We start from the raw sequence: 20,062 nt of genomic DNA on the forward strand, positions 1-20,062 counted from the left end.
CCTTGGATTTCTTCGTTGTATTCACCACGGGCGCCGCGGTCAGGCGGCCCGCGGTGGACGGGGATTCCTTCAGTTGCCCGCGGCACCGTCGATCAGCAGGCCGGCGCGAGCGACCGCCGTCGCGCGAGCGGCATCGGCCGCCCCGACGTCGAGTTCGAGTTGCTCGGCGAGCCGGTTCAGCAGCCGGTCTTCGAGCACGACGAGGTTGCCGTCCGCGTACGCGACCTCCCACAGCATCGTCAGCACTTCCTGGCGCTCGGCCGGATCGAAGCCGGCGCGCACCGCCTCGGCGAATTCCCAGTCGTCGAGCACTTCGGCGTAACGCTCGTCGGCGACCGCGATCAGCTCCCGCACCGTCTCTTCGGGCAGGTCGAACCGCTCGCGCAGCAGCCGGTTCACCGCGGCATGCTCGCGCTCGCTCGCGCGGTGATCGACGTACATCGCTTCGAGCAGCAGCACCGCGACCGCGACGTGGCGGCGCTCGAAGGGTCCGCTCTCGGTGCTGCGCGCTTCGAGTTCGCCGGCGAGCAGGGCCATCAGTCTTGTCAGCACATGGGGCTCCGGTTTCTTGTTGTTCATCGGGTGCGCTCCAGCCGCTCGACGCCGAGCTGGCCCGCGAGGACGACGTTGCCGGACGGCGCGGAGGCGACCGCGGCGAGGTTCTGCCGGTCCGCGCGAACTTCGAGTTCGAACGGGCCGCCGGCCTTGCTCCGCAGCATCACGCCGCCGGACCCGACGACGAGCAAGGCGCCATCGGCAAGCCCGACGCCGCCGGTCAAGGACTGCTCGGTGCCGGTTTCGCGCAGCTGCCACGTCTTTCCGCGGTCGCGGCTCGCGATGACCTTGCCGCTCATCCCGAGCAGCACGACCTCGCCATCGGCGCCTTCGAATCCGCTCCACAGCGAGCCCGAAACGTCGGTATCGAGCTTCGTCCAGCTCGCGCCGTGGTCGTCCGAGCGGAACGCGAGGCCGCCTTCGGCGGCAATGAAGAGCGCACCGCCGCGCGTCGAAAACAGATGGTTCAGGTGCATGTCGCCGTCGTTCCCCTCGCCGACGGCCATCGGCTCCCAGGCCGCACCGCCGTCGTCGGTGCGCAGCGCCGTGCCGTACGCGCCGACCGCGTAGCCGCGCCGCTCGTCCGCGAAATGCACGGACAGCAACACCGGGTGCTCGTCGAGAACCTTCTGGAGCTGCCAGGACGCGCCGCCATCGACGCTCGCGAGGATCACGCCGCCGTGCCCGACCGCCCAGCCGTTTCGCTCATTGACGAAATGCACCGATGTCAGCGGCGAACCCACCGGGACGCGCGCCTGCTGCCATGTCCTGCCGTCGTCGGTCGAGCGGATGATCGTGCCGTAATCGCCGACCGCGACGAGCGCGCTGCCCGCCCGCACGATCGCGGTCAGCGGCACTTTCGCGGCGAGCCGCGCGGTCATCGCCGGGATCGGCGCGACGGGATTCACCGCCACCGCAGCCGGCGCGCCGACGAGCATCGCGGCGAGCGCAACGCCGAAGATCGGCAGGGGATGTCCGAAACGCTTCGTTCTCATCACGGGCATCTCCTCAGTGCGCCATCAGCGGCGCGCGGACCGGACCGCGGCGCGGGATCAGCATGTCGATCGTCACCGCCAGCGCGGGCAGCAGCGTGATCGCCATGATCATGTTCATCATGAACATGAAGGTCAGCAGCATTCCCATGTCGGCCTGGAACTTCAGCGCCGAGAACGACCAGGTCGCGACGCCGATCGACAGCGTGACCGCGGTGAAGACCGTCGCGACGCCGACTTCGCGCAGCGCCTGCTTGAACGCGGTGACGATGTCCTCGCCGTGCGCCATGTGCATCTGCAGACGGTTGTAGATGTAGAACGCGTAATCGACGCCGATCCCGACCGCGAGCACCATCACCGGCAAGGTCGCCACGGTGAGGCCGATGTCGAGCTCCTTCATGAACCAGTAGCCGAGGAAGGTCGCGAGCGTCAGCGGCACGCAGCACGCGATCATCGCGCGCCAGTCGCGATACACCGCGAACACCAGCGCGAGGATCGTCGCGTAGACGTACAGCATCATCGGCAGCTCGGAATGTTCGACGACCTCGTTGGTCGCGGCCTGCACGCCGGCGTTGCCGCTCGCGAGCCGCACCGTGACGCCGGGGAACGGCTGCGTGTCGCGGAAGTGCTTCACCGCGGCGACGATGTCCTTGATCGTCGAAGCCTTGTGATCGGCGAGATAGAGGTTCACCGGCAGCAGCGTGCAGTCGGGGTTGTAGAGCCGCATCCCTTCGGGCACCTGGCGCACCGCCTCGCCGAGCGTCAGCTCCTCCCGCGGCAGCGCGGCCCACTTCGGGTTGCCTTCATTGACGCCGGACGCGGCGAGCTTCGTCATGCCGGGCAGCGACTGAGCGGACAGCACGCCCGGCACGTTCGCGAGATACCAGCTCAGCCGATCGAGGTAGCTCATCACGTCGTGGCGGTAGCAGCCGTCGGCTGGCGTCTCGACGACGACGGTCAGCATGTCGAGACCGAGCGCGTAGCGCGCGACGACGGCTTCGACGTCCTGGTTGTAGCGCGAGTCGTCGTGCAGTTCCGGCGCGCCCGGCAGCACATGGCCGACGTGCCGCCCCTGGCTCTGCCACACCGCCACCGCCATCATCGCCACGCAGATCAGCGTGCCGATCGCCGCGTTGCGCGGATTCGCGATATGCACGCCGAGCGACGCCATCATGCGGTTGCGCAGCGCCTCGACTTTCGCGGCGCGCTCGACGAAGGCATCGTCGAAGCGGAAGTAGCTCGCGACGATCGGCAGCATGATCAGGTTGGTGACGATCTTGTACGCGACGCCGACCGACGCGGTGATCGCGAGCTCGCGGATCATCGGGATCGGCACGAGCACCAGCGTCGCGAAGCCGACGAACGCGGTGATCAGCGCGAGCGTGCCCGGCACAAGCAAGCCCGTGAAGCTGCGGCTCGCCGCGGTGTAGCCGTCGGCACCGTTGATGACTTCCTTCGCGATGTAATTGACCTGCTGGATGCCGTGCGATACGCCGATCGCGAACACGAGAAAGGGCACGAGGATCGCGAGCGGGTCGAGGCCGAAACCGAGCAGCGTGATCGTGCCGAACTGCCACACGACCGATACCAGCGAGCACACGAGCGGCAGGAAGGTCAGCAGCCACGAGCGCGTGTACCAATAGACCGCCGCGGCGGTCAGCAGGAACGCGAGCGCGAAGAACTCGATGACGCTCGTCGCGCCTTCCGAGATGTCGCCCATCTGCTTCGCGAAACCGATGATGCGGATGCGGGTGTCGTCGTCGCTGAAGGCGTCGCGCACTTCGCGTTCGAGCCGCTGGCTGAACTCGGTGTAGTCGAGCCGTTCGCCGGTGTGCGGGTCGGGGTCGGCGAGCTCGGCGACGACCATCGCCGACGACGAGTCGTTCGCGACGAGGCTGCCGATGAAGCCGCCGATCACCGTACGCTCACGCACCGCGGCGATCTTTTCCGGCGTGAGCGTCTTCACCGTGACGTCGCCGCCGATAACGTCCTCGGCCTTCATCCCCTCTTCGGTGATCTGCACCGCGCGGGTGTTCGGCGTCCATAACGATGTCACCGTGCGCCGGTCGACGCCCTTCATGAAGAACAGCGCCTGCGTGACGTCGTACAGCTTCGTCAGCGCCTTCTCGTTCCAGATGTCGCCGTTTTTCGCTTCGACGGTGACGATGATGCGGTTCGCGCCGAACAGCACGTCGCGGTACTGGTTGAAGGTCTGGATGTATTCGTGGTCCTGCGGCAACTGCTTGTCGAAGCCGGCGCTCATCTCGAGGCGCGATGCGAACACCGCCATGACCACGGTAAAGCCGAGCAGCGCGAGCAGGATCGGCAGGCGGTGCCGGAAGCAGATGCGCTGCAGGGCGACTACGAGTTTCTCAATCATCTCGGGAATCCGGTCGGCCGGCGCGCGCGGGCTAGGCTCCGCGCGGCGCCGGCGCTCTCATCAGAACGAACGCGAAATGCTCGCGGCCAGGAAGTCGCGATCGCGCATCAGGTTGTTCGCGCCGCCCCCGGAGAAGTTGACCCACTGGATCGCCCCCTTCCAGTTGTCGCGGTAGTTCGCGAACAGCGACAGCGTCAGCGCCTTGCGGCCCTCGACGAACGGCAGCCCGTTCGGCGTCGTGCCGTTGACGTCGTGATACCAGTCGACCTGCGGCGTCAGCGTCACGCCCGTATCCCAGACGTTCGGGTAGTTCAGCGCCGCCTCGACGACGTAGCCCCACGACGTGCGGTCGGGAAGCTCGTAGTTCGGCAGGAGGTACGGCGTGAAGCCGCTCTTGTCGAGCCCCGGGTAGTGCGCGACCGCAGCCTCCGCGAGGATGAAGCCGTCGGTCGCACCGAGCGCCTTCGCGAGACCGCCCAGCGGATCGTTGTGCGAGAAGGTGTAGAAGCCGGTCAGGTGGAACTGGTACTTTTCTTCCTCGACGAAGCCGGGGTGGCTGCCGTTCTCGTAGATGCTGAACTTGTTCGACGCGCCGCCGAAAATGTTGCCGAACGGGACGGTCGGATCGACGCCGACGCTGTCGTCCGGACGGTAGGACAGCTCGGCGCCGACCGCGATGTTCATCAGCTTCGTGTTCGCCGAGATCGCGTACAGGTCCTTGCTCTCGCCGTACGACAGGAAATAGCCGGTGACCGCGCCCGCGGGGCTGCCGGTGAAGCCGAGGAACGGCAGCTTGTCGTGGTAGCGCTGATACGTGAAGGCGAACTCGGTGTCGATTTCTTCCGCGTTGTAGCGGAAGTTGATGCCGTACTGGCCCCCTTTCTTCGGCTCGTGCTGGCCGAGATAGGGGGTTGCCGTCGTGCGCGAGACCATCTCCGCGTCACTCAGCCCCGAGTGGTCGCCACAGGGCAGAGGAAGGCCGAAGTCGTTGCAGATCGACGTCGGCACGTACGCGACCCGCCGCCCCTTGCCCAACACGTCGGCGACCGAGAAGAAGGTCCCCGACGGATCGAACTTGAAGCCGTTCCAGCGCCACTGGTAGTACGCCTCGACGCCGAGCTGCTCGGTCAGGTCCATCGACCCCGAAATCATCTGCGCCGGGACGAAGATTTCCTTCAGCTGCGTGCCCGGCACGTGGAACTTCTGCAGGTCGATCGCGTTGATCTGGTTGACGCCGCCGACGATGAAGATGTCCTCGCCCCACGAGATCACCTGGTTGCCGACTTTCACCTTGCCGCGGCGGTCGCCGATGCTGAAGGTCTTCGCGACCCACAGGTCGAGCAGCGTCGCGTCGTCGGTCGCCTCGCTCGCGACGTCGGTGCGCTGCGTGTCATCGGCCTTCCAGTCGTGGAACCAGTTCACCCGCGCCAGCGCCGACCAGCCGCCGGGGTATTTCAATGACAGGTCGTGCGTGCCCTTCAGCGCCGCCGAGACGATGTCGCCATCGTCGTAATTGAGGTTGCCGTCGTCCGACTGCGTGAAGTTGAAGTCGGCGTTCGCGTACCCGGTGAGGGCGTCGAGGTTATAGACGCGGGACGTTTCGTTGTTCGTACCGTTGTTGCAACCGCCGCTGTCGTTGCCGATCGTGCGACAGCTCGTCGACTGCAGCCGCTTCGCGACGCCGAACGAGATCGTGCTGTCGAAACTGCCCGACAGTCCGTCCTCGGAGCCGAAGCGGATCGCCTGGGCGGCCGGCGACCAACAGGCCGCCGCGACCGAGAGTGCAAGGATCGAAGGCGCGAGCGGGCCCCGACGATTCCGGATCGTCATTGTTTTCATTGGATTTCTCCCTGAGATCGGTCGGTCAGCGCTCGCCGCGGCGGCGCATTTCGTCCTGCGTGAAGTTCGCCGCCGTGATGCGGCCATCCTTCGCCGCGGTCAGGTCGAGCACTTCGCCTTCGGCGGTCCAGTTGTCGACGACGTAGCGGCGCGCGACGAGGTCGTACATCTGCGTCTCATAGGCGATGCACGCGCCGATGTCGGGAGCGGCCCACAGGCTGCCTTCCTGCACGCGCCATAGGTTGCCCTTCGCGTCGTACATGTCGACCTGCAGCAGCGCCCACGAGTCCTCGTCGAAGTGGAACACGCGCTTCGCGAAGGAATGGCGCTTGTCCGCCTTCACCGTCGCCTCGACCACCCACACGCGGTGCGGCTCGTAGCGCATCAGGTCGCGATTGACATACTCCTGGCCGAGCATGTCCTTGAACTTGCGGGTCTTGTCGATCAGCTTGTAGGAGTTGTACGGCACGTACATCTCCTTCTTGCCGACCAGCTTGTAGTCGTAGCGGTCGAGCGCGCCGGTGAACATGTTGATCTGGTCGACGTAGTACAGGTTGTCGAAGCCGGCGACCGGGTTGTCGTACGCGAAGGTCGGCGCGCGGCGCACGCGACGCTGGCCGGGGAAGTAGATCCACGCGTCCTGCGGCTTATCCACGTAGGCGTGGACCAGGTAACCCTCGCCCGCACGCGACGGCGGCGTCATCACGTCGTACAGCAGCTTCGCCTCGACATTGCCGACGTCCGCCGGTCCGGTCACCTTCGGGTCGTTGAACGGGTACATCTCGTACGCCCACTGCTTGTTCTCGACGTAGCTGCCGTCCTTCTCCGGCATCAGCGCGGAGATCTGCGCGCGGCGGCCGAGGCCGGTGTAGCGGAGCTTGAAGTTCCACATCGCCTCGGCGCCGGATTTCGGCACCGGGAACGGCACGCCGGCGCCGAACACCTGATCGAGCTGCCAGCCGTCGCCGCCGAGCTTCGCGGCGCTCGCGTTCTTCTTCGTCTGCGTCGCGACGAAGTCGGGCACCGGGCAGGTGCGGCGGCTCGGATACACATCCATCCGGTAGCCCTTGTACGTCTTGATCAGTGCGATCTGTCCGGCCGACAACTTGTCGGCGTATTTGTCGAGGTTCGACGCGTCGATCGAATACAGCGGCTTGTCGTCCTTGAACGGATCGAGGTGTCCCGGCTTCCACCCGCTCGGCACCTGGGTCATGCCGCCACTCCATGCCGGAATCGCGCCGTCCTTGCTTGCTCCCGTCTCGGCCCCGATCGGCGTCAGGGTCTTGCCCAGACTCGCGACTTCTGCTTCGGTTGCGACGGCCCGCGCCGCCGGGCTGGCAGCAATCGCCGCCACGGCGAAGCAGATGATGCCGATGCGCGGCAGCTGGCTTGTCGTTCTGATCACTTGCGTCTCCTCGCTCTGGTTATGTTCCGTGCGACTTCGGTATTGCACGCTCGTCTCCGCGGACGACTGCGCACGCCGCGGAGCCGGCGCATTTGCGGCGGCCCGATCGGTAATCGCGCGAGCGGCCGCGCCCCGCCTTGGACGGTCAGGACGACCGACGGGTCGAGGGGTGGGGGTGCTGGAACAAGACGATGGAGGGTGAGCCGGGGCATATCCGGCTTTTTCCCGGCGCCGGCGCTAGCCGGTCGCGGGATGAGAACAGCGTGGCAAAGCGGGAAAGCGTTGCTTCGTGCCGAGTCATTTGTCGACCTCCTCCTACGCCGGAATGCGAACGCTGGGGTCCGCTTCCGTTGTCTCCTCGTCCGCTCGCTGTATTCGCGGCGGCTGCTTTTTGTCCGATTGCAGCGCGGTGACGGCTGCACCGGTGAGGCGGATTGTAGGAACGGGTTTCGCGGAGGCGTTATCCCAAATCGGCAACTGCGGTACGGACGCGGTTGCGACGTGTAGATGCCGCGACGGATCCACGTTGCTGGATCCCAAATTGTTCCGCGGCTGACTACCGTGTTTCCGGTAATTCTCCACATCGGACGGAAAACACGATGTGCAACGCCGACCGCTCGGTCAATAAAAGGCTTGTTCGGCGTAAGGAATTAGTATTACTCTGAAAGACATAAAGAAAGCATCACCACAAACTTTCCGGTCAGGAGACAGACCGAATGGAAGCTCTCTCAACACGACGGGCTAGCGAAGCGTCGGCGACTGCCGGCGACGACGCCTTTTCCGTCGTGCGGCTCGCGACCAGCGACGCCGATGATCACGCATCCTGCCTGCAGCATTGGCGGCAGCGGTACGACCAGCTCTCGGCCGGAGCCTTCGCCGGCAAGTTCGACGAGTTCTGGTTCGACAACATCCAGATCTTCCGCGAGCGCACGAACCAGGTGATCCACGAGATTGGTTTCGCGTGGGACGGCTCGCGCGCCATCGGCGTCCCCGTCGAAGCCGATGGCAGCGGCTGGTACTGCGGCGAAACGTGCACGCGTGACTCGCTGATCACCCTGCGCGGCGGCGACGAACTCGACTACCGCACCCCGCGCGTGCAGGACATCGTCGCAGTCACGACCGACGCGCGGCTCTTCAACGACTACGCGGTGAGCGTCGAACATCGCGACATCGAAGCCGAAATCGGCAAGCGCCGCGTCCTCGCCGCGACGCCGGACCAGGTCTCGACGCTGCGTTCCTTCCTGCTGACGGTGATGGCGAGCCTCGAAGCCACGCCCGCGCTGCTGCGTCACGCGCAGATGCGCAAGGGGCTCGAGCAGGCGATCTACGGCAGCCTGATCGCCGCGATCAACGATGCGTCCGATACGGCGAGCCGTTGTCCGACAGCCGGGCGCGCGCGCCAGCTGATCGTGGACCGCGCCCGCGAGTACATGCGTGCGCATATCGACGAGCCGATCACCGTCGCGGATCTCTGCACGGAACTCAAGGTGTCGCGCCGCACGCTGCAGTACAGCTTCCAGGACATTCTCAACCTGAACCCGGTCAGCTTCCTGCGCGCGATGCGCCTGAACGGCGTGCGGCGGGCGCTTAAAAATGCGGCACACGGCCAGGAATCGGTCGCCGACATCGCGGCGCGCTGGGGCTTCTGGCATTTGTCGCACTTCGCCGCCGACTACAAAACGATGTTCGGCGAGCTCCCGTCCGACACCTTGCGCCACGTAGTACAACCTCATCCGGCGTCCGCGTTCCCGGTAGCGTAAGCCGGGTGGCCGGCAGCGCTCGCAGCGTCGGCACACGCCGCTGCGAGCGCGTGGCCGAAGCGATCGCCGCGGGGTCAGGACGGTCCTGGACGGCCAGGATGTTCCGTTTCGTGGTGGCTGCGCCGCGCTCGCGAAAGCGCAGCGCGCATCATGCCACCTTGAAGCGGCCGACGTCCTGCAACAGGCTGCCGGCGAGCGTTTCGAGGCGGTCGGCGACGCGATAACTTTCGGCGGCGACCGACGTGTTCTCGTCCGTCATCTGCGCGATCGTCTCGACGTTGCGTGCGATTTCGGCCGATGCGGCGCTCTGCTCGCGCAATGCGTCCGAGATTTCCGCGACGGTTTCGACGACGCGCCCGGCCTCGTCCTGGATCCGCGCCATCGCCTCCCCGGCCGATTGCGCCCGCGCGACCCCGGCATTGACCCGCTCGACTCCGAGCTGCATGTCCTCGACGGCGTCCCGCGCACCGTTCTGGATCGCCTCCACCGTCTGTGCGATCTGCAGCGTCGATTGCGTCGTCCGCTCGGCGAGCTTGCGCACCTCGTCTGCAACCACGGCGAATCCCCGTCCCTGCTCGCCCGCGCGTGCAGCTTCGATGGCCGCATTCAGCGCGAGGAGATTCGTCTGGTCGGCGATCTCCTTGATCACCGCGACGATCGACGAAATCTGCTCCGAACTGCGGCCGAGCTCCTCGACCGTGTGCGCGGACTTCGCGACCGACGCGGCGATCTCGCCGATTTCCGCGACCACCGCCGCGACGATCTCGCCGCCTTCGCGCGAGAGCGTGCCGGAGCGGCGCGCGAGCTCGTCGGCGCTGCCGGCATTGCCGGCGATATGGCTGATGCCAACGGTCATCTGCTCGACCGCCGCGGCCATCGTCGACGCAGCTTCGCTCTGGTTCTGCGACGCGGCATCGATCTGCTTCGAGGACGAGACCATGCCGCGCGCCGCATCGGCAACCTCTCCCGAGTTGCCCTGGATCTTGGCGATCAGCGCGCACATTTCGCCCGCCATGCCGTTGAAGCTGTCCGCGACCTGGCGCAATTCGTCCCGCGCCTTCAGCTCGATCCGCGTCGTGAGGTCCCCGGCGGCGAAACGCTCGCTGCCTCGCGACAGGCCCCGGATGCTGGCGATGATCGCCACGTAGGCGCCGATTGCGAGGTAGACGATCGCTGCGAGGACGATGGCGACGATCGCGATGTTGAAGTGCAGCACGCGCTCGGCGCGTTCGATGCGCTGGAGCAGGAGCTCGTCGAGGGTCGGCAGCAGCACCTCGTACATTTCGGTGTAGCCGACGTCGATCGCGGCGGTCGCCATCTCGAAGTACGTGCTGGACAAGGTGCTGTGGATATCCCCCGCCGCGATTTCATCGACGACCGCCTGGACCGCGCCCAGCTTGTCGTTCAAGGCGACGAGCGTCGCCTCCAGCCTCGGCCGCAGGTCCGGACGATGTGCGACGATCTTTGCGATGTTCGCTTCGACTTCGCGGACCGCGGCCTTCACCTCCGCCGACGACACGCGCAGATCGAAGCGCGCGGCTTCATTCGCTTCCGACCCTGCCAGCAGGGACGACCCGCGTGCGCGAAGGCGGCCGATGCGTTCGAGGAGATAAGGCATGCGCACCACCGCGGTGGACATCAGGTAGAAACTCTCCTGCTCCGGATCGAAGCTCAACCCGTACGCGTCGGCGAATGCGACCTGGAAGGTCAGCAGCCGGTCGATGAGCCGGGTGTGGGCCGCGATACTGTCGGACACCATCCAGCCGAGTCCGTCGCGTTTGATCCGGTCCCACTCGCCGCGGATCGAGGTCCAGGCTTCGCCGCCTCGGTCGCTCGCCGGCATGTTTTGCTCGAGCGCCGCGATCGCCGCGTCCACCTCGCGCTCCTTCGCCGCGCGCCGCTCGCCTATCACCGTCATGCCTCCGAGCACCGACGCCGACAGGCCGCGGTGTTGCTGAGTGAGTTCGACCACCTTCGACAACGGCCGCGACAGCGCCGACGCGACCAGTTCGCGCTGCGTGCGGTCGATCGTGTCGTTGAGTTCGTTGGCAAGCGCCAGCATCAGGCTCGCGAACGCGATGAGGGTTCCGAGGCCGAGCAGCGCGAACTTCATCGGATAACTCAACCGGTTCATCATTGCTTCGGCGGGCGCAAGGAAGGTTCTCATTATTCGTTCCAGGTCAGGGCAATCGGTCGTTGCATGGCTTGTCCGGGCGATGGATCGCAGCAAAGGCCACGCGCGGCGCCCGGACGGTACAGCAGCTGTAACGGCATGTAAGTGATCTGAATCAAGGGCTGGAACGCGCTGCGGCGACATTTTTTTTCATCGCGCGCGCGGCGACGGCGAACAAATCTCCAGTCCGGCCTTGGCCAAGGATGGCGGTCAGTGCAGAGGCAACCGAGAGGGGCCTGCGCGGCTTATAATCTCGCTCCCTCGAAGGTGCCGCGGCGCAAGCGCGCGGAGAATCGGGAAACAGGTGAAATTCCTGCGCTGCCCCCGCAACGGTAGATGCGCGTCCGCGCAAAGCCCGGAGACCGGCCTTCAAACAATTGTGACTGCGCCGCGGGTGAGCTGCGCAGCACGCGCCTCGTGCCCGTGCCCGCCCGCGTCCGACGAACTTTTTCGCGGAATCGACCGGCTTGGCGGCTTCAAAATTCTTCCCCTTCGGCGGCCGGCGCAGAGCGTTCTGGTTCCCGCGTCTGCAATGGGGATGGCTCGCCGCGGTCGCCGGCGCTCACGCCGCGGGGCTCCTCGCATTGTCCACGCTCGAAAGCGGGGAGCCTGCTCGCCCGACCGAGCCCGTCATGGTGGTCCGCCTGATCGCACCGGCGAACTCTGCCCCGACCCCGGCGCAATCCGACGCGCCGGCGCGCGCCGTACCCCGGACCCACGACGACATCCCGCCCCCGAAGCAGGACCCGCACACATCGCCCGCGCCCGTTGCTTCCTCTCCCCGCCCGTCATCGACCGCGGCCGCACCGGCCGTCCCCGAGCGGAAGCCGGCGATATCGGCCACCGGTACGCCACCCCCAAAAGAGCGCCCGCCCGCCCGTCCGCCCGATCAGCGCGCTCCCGTTGCCGTCAAAGAAAACACCAGCGCCACTCCGAGCGAAGCTCAGCGGGCGGAACCTGCTCCCGTCGCCCCGAGTCCTGCCGAAACGAAGTCGACGGCGGCATCGACCGTCCAGAATCCGCGGCCGCCCGCCGCCGAGTCGGCCGCTACAGCGCCGCTGGTCCATCAGTCACCCGGCGTTTCGCCGCTGGTCACGGAAGCACGTTTCGATGCCGCCTATCTAAGCAACCCCGCGCCTTCCTACCCGCGTATCTCCCGTCGACGCGGTGAGGAAGGGCGCGTGCTGCTTAGAGTCAGGGTGCTCGCCGACGGAGCCGCCGGCGCGGTCGAAATCGCCGAAGGAAGCGGACATCCGCGCCTGGACGATGCTGCCCGCGACGCGGTGCGGAGCTGGCGCTTCGTGCCGGCGAGCCGGGGCGATCTGAAAATCGACAGTTGGCTGAACGTGCCGATCGTCTTCCGTCTCGAAGACTGAGCTGACGCGCCGCGCTCAGGCCGGCGAATCGAAGCCCGCGTCCTCGACCGCCTGCCGAAGCCGCTCGACGGACACGAGCGCCGGGTCGTAATCGACCCGCGCCTGCGCCATCTCGAGCGACACCTCCGCGCCGCCGACGCCGGGTTGTGCCTTCAACGCTTCCGTGACACTGCGGACGCAGCCGCCGCAGCTCATCCCCTCGACCTTGATCGTCGCTTCCGCCATCTCTCGAACCTCCTTCGAAGAAAACACTTATCGCCCCGGCCGCCACCGCTTCAGCAGCAGGGAATTGCCGAGCACCGACACCGAACTCATCGCCATCGCCGCCGCCGCAATCACCGGATTGAGCAAGCCGAACGCAGCGAGCGGAATGCCGAGCACGTTGTAGATGAACGCGAAGAACAGGTTTTGCCGGATCTTCGCGAGCGTCGCCCGCGACAGATCGATCGCGTCCGCAACACCGTTGAGGCTGTTTTTCACCAGCGTGATGTCGGCCGCTTCGACGGCGACATCGGCGCCGACGCCGATCGCGAACGACACATCGGCTGCAGCGAGCGCCGGCGCGTCGTTGATGCCGTCACCCGCCATGCCGACGCGCTCACCGTTCGCCGCCAACGTGCCGACGGCTGCAGCCTTGTCACCCGGCAACACGCCGGCGCGCCACTCGCTGATGCCGGTTTGCGCCGCTATCGCAGCCGCGGTCGCCTCGTGGTCCCCCGTCAGCATCACGACCCGGAGTCCTCGCCCCTTCAGTCGCGCAACCGCAGCAGCCGAGTCGGGGCGCACGCGGTCGGCGACACCGATCATGCCGGCGAACTGTCCGTCCACCGCGGCGGCGACGAGCGTCTTCCCGGCCGCAGCGAGTTCCACCGCGGCATCCGCCGGCACCACCACCCCGCGTTCGGCAAGGAAAGCCGGCGTACCGAGCAGGATTTCGCGGTTTTCGACCGAGCCGCTCACCCCCTTGCCCGGCACCGCCGAGACCGCGGACGCATCCGCGACGCGCGCCCCCACGCGCCGCGCCTCGGCGACGATTGCCGCCGCAATCGGGTGTCCGCTCGTCTGCTCGACGGCGGCGGCGATCCCGAGCAGCGCGTCGCCGCTCCAGCCGTCGGCACAAACAACGTCGCTCACGGCCGGGCTTCCTTCGGTCAAGGTCCCGGTCTTGTCGACCGCGAGGACGCGAATCTTCTCGGCGAGTTCGAGCGCTTCGGCATTCTTGATCAGCATTCCGGCGCGCGCGCCCTGGCCGGTGCCGACCATGATCGCCGTCGGCGTCGCCAGGCCCAGCGCACAGGGGCACGCGATCACCAGCACGGCGACGGCGCTGGTGAGCGCCTGCGCGAAATCCCCCGCAACCCACCACCACAGCACGAGCGTCACCAGTGCGATCGCCACGACGACCGGCACGAACACCGCGGATATCCGGTCGGCGAGCCTCTGCACCGGGGCCTTCGATCCCTGCGCCTGTTCGACCATGCGGATGATGCCGGCCAGCAGGGTGTGCGCGCCCACGCCCGTCGCGCGGCAACGCAGCACGCCTTCCCCGTTCAGCGTCGCGGCGAACACATGGGCTCCAACGTGCTTGTCAACCGGCATGCTCTCGCCCGTCAGCATCGCTTCATTGAGCGACGACGTTCCCGAAACGATCTCGCCGTCGACCGGCACCGAATCGCCCGGCCTGACGATGAACACATCGCCCGGCTGCAGCGTTTCGACAGGCACCGCTACGATGTCGCCGTCGCGTTCGATGAAAGCCTGTCTCGGCTGCAGCCGCAGCAGCGCGTCGAGCGCCGCCGTCGTCCGCGCTTTTGCGCGCGCCTCCATCAGCTTGCCGAGCAGGATCAGCGTGACGATCATCGCCGACGCCTCGAAATAGACGTGCAGATCGTGCCGGCCGAGCACCGTGACGACCGCGCTGTACCCCCACGCCATGCTCGTGCCGAGCGCGATCAGAACGTCCATGTTCGCGCCGCCGCCCCGCAGCGCGGACCACGCACCGCGATAGAATCGCGCACCGATCCAGAACTGTACCGGCGACGCCAGGATCAACTGCAGCCAGCGCGGAACGATTTCGTGCGGCGCGTCGCCCGCCCACCCGGCGCCGAACATCGCCGGCATCTGTGCCGCAAGCGGCAGCGTCAGCAACGCGGCGATCCAGAAGAGGCGCAGCTCCGCCTTCCAGTGCGCGGCCTGCCGCTCGCGCTGCTGTTCGCGCGCCGCGATGCCCGTTTCGGCCGCGCCGAAGCCGGCCCGCTGCACCGCCTGCTTGATCGAGTCGGGCTCCGAAAGCCCGGGCCGGTAACGCAAGCTCGCCCGCTCGGTCGCGAAATTGACCGTCGCCGCGACCCCGGGTAAACGATTCAGCACTTTCTCGAGTCGCGCCGCGCACGCCGCACATGTCATCCCCGACACAGCAAGCTCCAGCGACACGGTCGGCACTTCGAATCCGGCTCGCTCGATCGCCGCGACGGCATCACCGGGACCGACGTTCTCCTCCGAAAAACTGATGCGAGCCTTCTCCGCAGCGAGGTTCACCGTCGCACGGACGCCCGGGAGGCGGTTCAACACTTTCTCGATGCGTGTCGCGCATGCAGCACAGGTCATTCCCGAAATGGGCAATTCGACCGGAACCGGCATGGCCTTTGTCGCATTACTCGTCATCTGCGGCTCCCGGAGACATTTACTGGGACAAACGTCGCGATGAGGCATCCAGGCGCCCCTTGCGAACCTCCCACGATGGCGGCAGTCTAGACTCCGTACTCGACTACGGAGTCAACCCCCCGATGAATGCCATCACGATCGGCACCCTCGCCCGTTCTGCCGGTGTCGGCGTCGAAACCGTCCGCTACTACCAACGGCGCGGCCTTCTTCCCGAGTCGACGGGCAGGAAAGGCGCATTCCGCATTTACGGAGAGGCCGAACTCGCCCGCCTGCGGTTCATTCGCCGTGCCCAAACTCTCGGATTCAGCCTTGATGAAATCGCTGACCTTCTCGCCCTCGATCACGAGAGCGACCGCGAAAACGCGCGCGCCCTCGCGAGGTCGAAAATCGCCAGCGTCGAGGAGCGGATCCGGCAACTGGAAGACGTGCGCCGCGCGCTACAAGAACTCGTCGATTGCTGCGAACACACCGCGTCGCCCGCGCCCTGTCCGATCCTGCGCGCGCTCGGCGGGGAACCAGGCCAGAGCGAATCGAATTCGAAACCGGCATCGACGAGATCGGCCACTGCAAAGCAATCGGCCTGCCCCGCTCCGGTCGGATAGCGTATCCGCCGAATCAAGAGCGCCGGTCGAATACCGCCCCAGGGAGCGCCCGAACACCGTGCGTTCGCAGGATCGCCCGGAAGTGCCGTTCGCCGGTCCCTCCCCCGGCTCGGTCGGCACGGGCGGAAAGGACGACCGCCTCGCCCCGCTCATACGACACAGACCACGCCGCTCCACAGATGCCCCCCGAGTGACGGTGCCTGGAAAAGCCCGAACACGCCGAAGCCGAGCACGAGCAGACCTGCGACGAAGCGCACGCGGTAGTTTCGGGTGATATCCCGAAAGCGCTTGAACAGCATTCCGGCAAGCATCAGATTCGGCAACGTCCCGAGCCCGAAAGCGAGCATCAGGCCGGCCCCGCGGAACGACGATCCAGTGACCAGCGCTGTCGTAAGCGCGCTGTAGACCAGTCCGCAGGGCAGAAAACCCCATAGCAGCCCGAGCGGCAAGGCCTGTTTCAACGAGCGGGCGGGGAGGAACCGAGCAGTAATCGGTTGAACGCGTCGCCACAAATGGAGGCCCGCTCGCTCGACGGGCGCCAACAGTTGTGTGAAACCGGTGAGGTAGAGTCCGAGCGCGACAAGCATGAGGTTCGCGAGGACATAGAGCGCAAGCTGGATCGGCAATACGTCGTTGAACAGCAGGCCAATGCCGCCCAACGCGCCGAGGACTCCGCCCAGTGCAGTGTAAGTACCGATCCGGCCGAGGTTGTACGCGAGATGGATCAGCCACTGACGCCCGGCTTTTCCGGGCACCTGAACGCCGGCGGTCAGCGCGCCGACGATACCGCCACACATGCTCACGCAATGTGTGCCGCCGAGCAGACCGATCAGGAAGACGGCGAAATAGCCGGTTTCGGGCATGAAGAGATGCGGTGAAGCGGGAAGCCGAAAGCGTCACCCGCTGCGACGTGTAGGACGCAGCGATTGTAACACTTCGATCCCGCCCGCAATCGGCGGGGCGTCGAGCAAGCTCGACGCCGGAACCGTCAGATGACTTTCGAGTAGCGGGCGCGTTCGCGGTCCGCACGCAGGTAACGGTCAAAAACCATTGCGATGCCACGGACCAGAAGGCGTCCCGGCGGCTGCACGCTGATCCACTTGTCCGTGACTTTCAGCAGACCCGCCTCCTCCATCGCCTTCAGGTCCATCAGTTCCTCGGCGAAGTACTCGTCGAACTTGATCAGGTGAGCGATCTCGATGGAATCGATCGACAGCTCGAAATGGCACATCAGCGCCTGGATGATCGAGCGGCGCAACAGGTCGTCGGCCGTCAACTCGATGCCACGGAGCACCGGCAGTTCGTCGCGATCGAGCGCGTCGTAGTACTCGTCGAGCGACTTGACGTTCTGCGAGTACACCGGACCGATCTTGCCGATCGCCGACACGCCGAAGGCGAGGAGATCGCATTCGGCCTGCGTCGAATACCCCTGGAAATTCCGGTGCAGCCGCCCCTGTTGCTGCGCGATCGTCAGCTCGTCGTCCGGCTTCGCGAAGTGGTCCATGCCGATATAGACGTAACCCGCTTCCGTAAGCCTGCGGATCGCGAGTTGCAGGATCTGCAGCTTCGTGTCCGACGTCGGCATGTCGACGACGGCGATGCGGCGCTGGGGCTTGAAGAGCCCGGGCAGATGCGCGTAGCTGTACAGCGAGATGCGGTCGGGAGACAGCTCGAGCACCTGTTCGAGCGTGCGGTTGAAGCTGATGATGTTCTGCTTCGGCAGACCGTAGATCAGATCGAGGCTGATCGACTTGAAGCCGGTCGCGCGCGCCGAATCGATGACAAGCTTCGTCTCGTCGAACGACTGGACACGGTTCACCGCGACCTGAACGTCATCGTTGAAATCCTGCACGCCGACGCTCATCCGGTTGAAACCGAGATCGGCAAGCAGCTTCACCGTTTCAAAATCGACCTTGCGCGGATCGACTTCGATCGAGTATTCGCCGTTCGGAACCAGCGTGAAACGCGAGCGGACCGAATCCATCAGTTGCCGCAGTTCGTCGTGCGACAGGAAGGTGGGCGTCCCACCACCCAGATGCAACTGCGTGACCTGATGGCTGCCGCCGAGGGCGTCCGCCTGCATCCCGATTTCCTTGTCGAGATACTTCAGATACTTGGCCGACCGCGCGTGGTCCTTGGTGATGATCTTGTTGCAGGCGCAGTAGTAGCAAATCGTGTTACAGAAGGGGATGTGGAAGTATAATGAAAGAGGTTTACTTACCCCACCCACCGCGCGCTGCGCCAACCAGTCCTGCAATGCCCGCGCGTCGAACGCCTCGACAAACCGATCTGCGGTCGGATAAGACGTGTAACGCGGCCCGTTGATATCGAAACGACGAATCAGCTGGGGGTCGAAAACAAGATCATTCTGGGTGGTCATGGTTGTGTCGCTTGAGTGCATTTCGTACGATCGCAAAAAGCTGTACTTTTGTGGTTGACGTGGATCAACGGAGCATCCCGGCAGTCGTGGATCGTACCTGAATAGGGACGTTATTATCGTGCAAATGAAGGCCGCGGTGCCGATTACTATAGCCAGTCTCAAAGTCGCATGTGCCCAGTGCAACCTGCTGGAACTCTGCTTGCCCTTCGGGATGTCGGAAAACGAGATCGACCGCCTGGACGAACTCGTCGGCGCCCGCCGCAAGATCAAGCGGCAGCAGCACCTGTACCGCGCAGGCGACCCGTTCGAGGCGATCTACGCAATCCGCGCCGGCTCGTTCAAGACGGACGTGCTGCTCGAGGACGGGCGCGAGCAGGTGACCGGGTTCCAGATGACCGGTGAGATGCTGGGACTGGACGGGATCAGTACGGAAACCCATTCCTGCAACGCGATCGCCCTCGAGGACAGCGAAGTCTGTGTGATCGCCTACGACAAGCTCGAGGAACTCGCGCGGGTTGTCGATGGGCTCCAGCACCAGTTCCACAAAGTGATGAGCCGCGAGATCGTCCGCGACCACGGTGTGATGACGCTGCTGGGATCGATGCGAGCAGAGGAACGTCTTGCGGCCTTTCTGCTGAACATGTCGCAACGCTTCACGGCCCGGGGGTTTTCCGCCGCAGAATTCCACTTGCGCATGACGCGCGAGGAAATCGGATCCTACCTGGGACTGAAGCTCGAGACCGTTTCGCGGGCGTTCTCGAAATTCCAGGACGAAGGCCTCATCGCCGTCCAGCAGAAGCACATCCGCATTCTCGATATCGCGGGCCTGAAGAAGCTGATCCAGCACCATCCGTCGCGCTGTTAGGCTGCGGATATCGAAAGCGGTGCGCGGGCCGAGGGGCGCGCATCCGCGTAATTCGGCCTGGAAGCTGCGCTTCCGCTGTCCTGACCCGATTGCCTCCGCGTCGTTCGGAGAAGCGCCCCAATCGCTACGTGCTTCGTCGGCCCCCTTCCTGACGACGCCGTCCGGTCATCGCGCCACTCATCGCCGCGATGTCCTCCTCTGTCAGCAGTTCCCGCGCGAGGGGCAGGACCTCTCCTTCCTCACGCTCGATATGGCGGCGATAGCGCGTCGCGAACCGCTCCACTTCATCGGCAGGGAGTTCCGCCTCTGCCCCGCGCGAAATCGGCTCCAGCCGCGCGCGCATCGCGGCCCACGCCGCGAACATCTCCTGATGGTCGGCGAGGATCGACTCGATCAGCGCCTGCAGTGCGTCGCGCCTGCCGGAATCGATTCTCGCCTTCAGCGCCGGCATCAAATCCTCTTCCTCGTCGAGGTGATGATTCACGGCCGCGAGGTCGAAATAGCGCATCACGTTGGTCGCGGCTTGCTGCGCCTGACGGTCCGATCCGTGCTCCTGATGCCAGGCAGCGAGGCGCCCGAGCGTGGCCAGTTGGGCCTGGAGCCGTTCATGGCAGGCCTCGAGCATTTCGATCGGCGTCTCCATTCCGGGCGCAACGGGAATAAGCGAATCAGCCATCAGAGGTCTCCGACAAAAGCGAGGAATCCCGCGGGGTTCTTGGTCAACGCGACCGACACGATCCACGAGAAGGTGAGGAGTGCCGCGACCAGGGCCGTCGCCCGAACCCTCATCGTCGGTCCGAGCCGCAGTGCGACGGCGCCGAAGAGGATGTAGACCACGAGCCCGATCACTTTCGCGGTGACCCATGGTGCGACAAACGGCAACTGGCCACTCATCACTGCGAGGGTAATGGCGCTAGCCAGGAAGATCGTATCCACCACATGGGGCACCACTCGCGTCAGGCGATGATTGAGGAGTGGACTGCGTACGGTCATCCAGATTCCCTGGAGCGCGAATCCGAAACCACTGAGCACTGCGCAAAGGACGTGGAGGTGCTTGATCCCCAGGTACAT

16 protein-coding genes and 1 riboswitch are annotated in these 20,062 nt (G+C 65.6%); of the genes, 4 read left to right on the top strand and 12 right to left on the bottom strand.

The window, feature by feature from the left end:
• Window positions 1–69 precede the first annotated feature (69 nt).
• The 5 genes from ROZ37_RS02800 to ROZ37_RS02820 are packed head-to-tail and all read right to left on the bottom strand — an operon-like array spanning window position 70 to window position 7,171.
• Entirely contained in the window at window positions 70–579 is a 510-nt protein-coding gene (locus ROZ37_RS02800; protein ID WP_312657317.1) for a TerB family tellurite resistance protein, read from the bottom strand.
• Window positions 576–1,550 (bottom strand): YCF48-related protein, encoded by a 975-nt coding sequence (locus ROZ37_RS02805; RefSeq protein ID WP_312657318.1) that lies wholly within the window; start codon window positions 1,548–1,550, stop codon window positions 576–578. The genes ROZ37_RS02800 and ROZ37_RS02805 overlap by 4 nt, the downstream gene beginning before the upstream one ends.
• 13 nt (window positions 1,551–1,563) lie before the next feature.
• Window positions 1,564–3,927 (bottom strand): efflux RND transporter permease subunit, encoded by a 2,364-nt coding sequence (locus ROZ37_RS02810; RefSeq protein WP_312657319.1) that lies wholly within the window; start codon window positions 3,925–3,927, stop codon window positions 1,564–1,566.
• Window positions 3,928–3,987: 60 nt separating this feature from the next.
• Window positions 3,988–5,766, bottom strand: coding sequence for a DUF1302 domain-containing protein (locus ROZ37_RS02815; RefSeq protein WP_312657320.1), 1,779 nt, complete (start codon window positions 5,764–5,766; stop codon window positions 3,988–3,990).
• A gap of 25 nt (window positions 5,767–5,791) precedes the next feature.
• The gene (locus ROZ37_RS02820) at window positions 5,792–7,171 is read right to left on the bottom strand and encodes a DUF1329 domain-containing protein (RefSeq protein WP_312657321.1); all 1,380 of its coding nucleotides are present in this window, start codon (window positions 7,169–7,171) and stop codon (window positions 5,792–5,794) included.
• A 716-nt stretch (window positions 7,172–7,887) separates the two neighbouring features.
• On the opposite strand from ROZ37_RS02820, the gene ROZ37_RS02825 reads away from it, so the two are divergent.
• Window positions 7,888–8,931 (top strand): helix-turn-helix domain-containing protein, encoded by a 1,044-nt coding sequence (locus ROZ37_RS02825; protein WP_312657322.1) that lies wholly within the window; start codon window positions 7,888–7,890, stop codon window positions 8,929–8,931.
• 148 nt (window positions 8,932–9,079) lie between these two features.
• Here the strand turns inward: ROZ37_RS02825 and ROZ37_RS02830 are convergent, their stop codons facing one another.
• Complete coding sequence (locus tag ROZ37_RS02830) at window positions 9,080–11,098, bottom strand: methyl-accepting chemotaxis protein (protein ID WP_312657323.1); 2,019 nt, start codon at window positions 11,096–11,098, stop codon at window positions 9,080–9,082.
• Between the two features lie 254 nt (window positions 11,099–11,352).
• A riboswitch (cobalamin riboswitch) is annotated at window positions 11,353–11,490 on the top strand.
• An 81-nt stretch (window positions 11,491–11,571) separates the two neighbouring features.
• Here ROZ37_RS02830 and ROZ37_RS02835 point away from each other — a divergent pair.
• The gene (locus ROZ37_RS02835) at window positions 11,572–12,480 is read left to right on the top strand and encodes an energy transducer TonB (protein ID WP_312657324.1); all 909 of its coding nucleotides are present in this window, start codon (window positions 11,572–11,574) and stop codon (window positions 12,478–12,480) included.
• A 15-nt stretch (window positions 12,481–12,495) separates the two neighbouring features.
• Here ROZ37_RS02835 and ROZ37_RS02840 read toward each other — a convergent pair whose 3' ends face one another.
• Entirely contained in the window at window positions 12,496–12,705 is a 210-nt protein-coding gene (locus ROZ37_RS02840; protein WP_312657325.1) for a cation transporter, read from the bottom strand.
• Between the two features lie 27 nt (window positions 12,706–12,732).
• Window positions 12,733–15,144 carry a heavy metal translocating P-type ATPase gene (locus tag ROZ37_RS02845; RefSeq protein WP_312657327.1) on the bottom strand — a complete coding sequence of 804 codons (2,412 nt, stop codon included), beginning with the start codon at window positions 15,142–15,144 and terminating at the stop codon, window positions 12,733–12,735.
• Window positions 15,145–15,266: 122 nt separating this feature from the next.
• On the opposite strand from ROZ37_RS02845, the gene ROZ37_RS02850 reads away from it, so the two are divergent.
• Window positions 15,267–15,746, top strand: a complete 480-nt coding sequence (locus ROZ37_RS02850) for a MerR family DNA-binding protein (RefSeq protein ID WP_312657329.1) — start codon at window positions 15,267–15,269, stop codon at window positions 15,744–15,746.
• Window positions 15,747–15,895: 149 nt separating this feature from the next.
• Here ROZ37_RS02850 and ROZ37_RS02855 read toward each other — a convergent pair whose 3' ends face one another.
• Window positions 15,896–16,609, bottom strand: coding sequence for a sulfite exporter TauE/SafE family protein (locus ROZ37_RS02855; protein ID WP_312657332.1), 714 nt, complete (start codon window positions 16,607–16,609; stop codon window positions 15,896–15,898).
• A 125-nt stretch (window positions 16,610–16,734) separates the two neighbouring features.
• A complete protein-coding gene (hemN, locus tag ROZ37_RS02860; RefSeq protein WP_312657334.1) occupies window positions 16,735–18,126 on the bottom strand; it encodes an oxygen-independent coproporphyrinogen III oxidase in 1,392 nt (463 codons plus the stop codon).
• A gap of 124 nt (window positions 18,127–18,250) precedes the next feature.
• On the opposite strand from hemN, the gene fnr reads away from it, so the two are divergent.
• The gene (gene fnr / locus ROZ37_RS02865) at window positions 18,251–18,991 is read left to right on the top strand and encodes a fumarate/nitrate reduction transcriptional regulator Fnr (RefSeq protein WP_312657498.1); all 741 of its coding nucleotides are present in this window, start codon (window positions 18,251–18,253) and stop codon (window positions 18,989–18,991) included.
• A 124-nt stretch (window positions 18,992–19,115) separates the two neighbouring features.
• Here fnr and ROZ37_RS02870 read toward each other — a convergent pair whose 3' ends face one another.
• Both ROZ37_RS02870 and ROZ37_RS02875 read right to left on the bottom strand, forming a co-directional pair.
• Window positions 19,116–19,667: a hemerythrin domain-containing protein gene (locus ROZ37_RS02870; protein WP_312657335.1), complete on the bottom strand. Its 552-nt coding sequence runs from the start codon at window positions 19,665–19,667 to the stop codon at window positions 19,116–19,118.
• On the bottom strand, window positions 19,667–20,062 hold the full coding sequence (locus ROZ37_RS02875) for a SirB2 family protein (RefSeq protein ID WP_312657337.1): 396 nt from the start codon (window positions 20,060–20,062) through the stop codon (window positions 19,667–19,669). Before ROZ37_RS02875 ends, ROZ37_RS02870 begins: the two co-directional genes overlap by 1 nt.

It is taken from the genome of Aromatoleum sp. (assembly GCF_032027225.1).
In the GTDB taxonomy this organism is placed as follows: domain Bacteria; phylum Pseudomonadota; class Gammaproteobacteria; order Burkholderiales; family Rhodocyclaceae; genus Aromatoleum.

Excerpts from the sequence above, each read along its gene's own strand:
- ROZ37_RS02845 (WP_312657327.1), bottom strand. The coding sequence starts at position 15,144 with ATGACGAGTAATGCGACAAAGGCCATGCCGGTTCCGGTCGAATTGCCC.
- ROZ37_RS02810 (WP_312657319.1), bottom strand. The coding sequence starts at position 3,927 with ATGATTGAGAAACTCGTAGTCGCCCTGCAGCGCATCTGCTTCCGGCAC.
- ROZ37_RS02800 (WP_312657317.1), bottom strand. The coding sequence starts at position 579 with ATGAACAACAAGAAACCGGAGCCCCATGTGCTGACAAGACTGATGGCC.
- fnr (WP_312657498.1), top strand. The coding sequence starts at position 18,251 with ATGAAGGCCGCGGTGCCGATTACTATAGCCAGTCTCAAAGTCGCATGT.
- ROZ37_RS02870 (WP_312657335.1), bottom strand. The coding sequence starts at position 19,667 with ATGGCTGATTCGCTTATTCCCGTTGCGCCCGGAATGGAGACGCCGATC.
- ROZ37_RS02830 (WP_312657323.1), bottom strand. The coding sequence starts at position 11,098 with ATGAGAACCTTCCTTGCGCCCGCCGAAGCAATGATGAACCGGTTGAGT.
- ROZ37_RS02840 (WP_312657325.1), bottom strand. The coding sequence starts at position 12,705 with ATGGCGGAAGCGACGATCAAGGTCGAGGGGATGAGCTGCGGCGGCTGC.
- ROZ37_RS02850 (WP_312657329.1), top strand. The coding sequence starts at position 15,267 with ATGAATGCCATCACGATCGGCACCCTCGCCCGTTCTGCCGGTGTCGGC.
- hemN (WP_312657334.1), bottom strand. The coding sequence starts at position 18,126 with ATGACCACCCAGAATGATCTTGTTTTCGACCCCCAGCTGATTCGTCGT.
- ROZ37_RS02805 (WP_312657318.1), bottom strand. The coding sequence starts at position 1,550 with ATGAGAACGAAGCGTTTCGGACATCCCCTGCCGATCTTCGGCGTTGCG.
- ROZ37_RS02825 (WP_312657322.1), top strand. The coding sequence starts at position 7,888 with ATGGAAGCTCTCTCAACACGACGGGCTAGCGAAGCGTCGGCGACTGCC.
- ROZ37_RS02875 (WP_312657337.1), bottom strand. The coding sequence starts at position 20,062 with ATGTACCTGGGGATCAAGCACCTCCACGTCCTTTGCGCAGTGCTCAGT.
- ROZ37_RS02855 (WP_312657332.1), bottom strand. The coding sequence starts at position 16,609 with ATGCCCGAAACCGGCTATTTCGCCGTCTTCCTGATCGGTCTGCTCGGC.
- ROZ37_RS02815 (WP_312657320.1), bottom strand. The coding sequence starts at position 5,766 with ATGAAAACAATGACGATCCGGAATCGTCGGGGCCCGCTCGCGCCTTCG.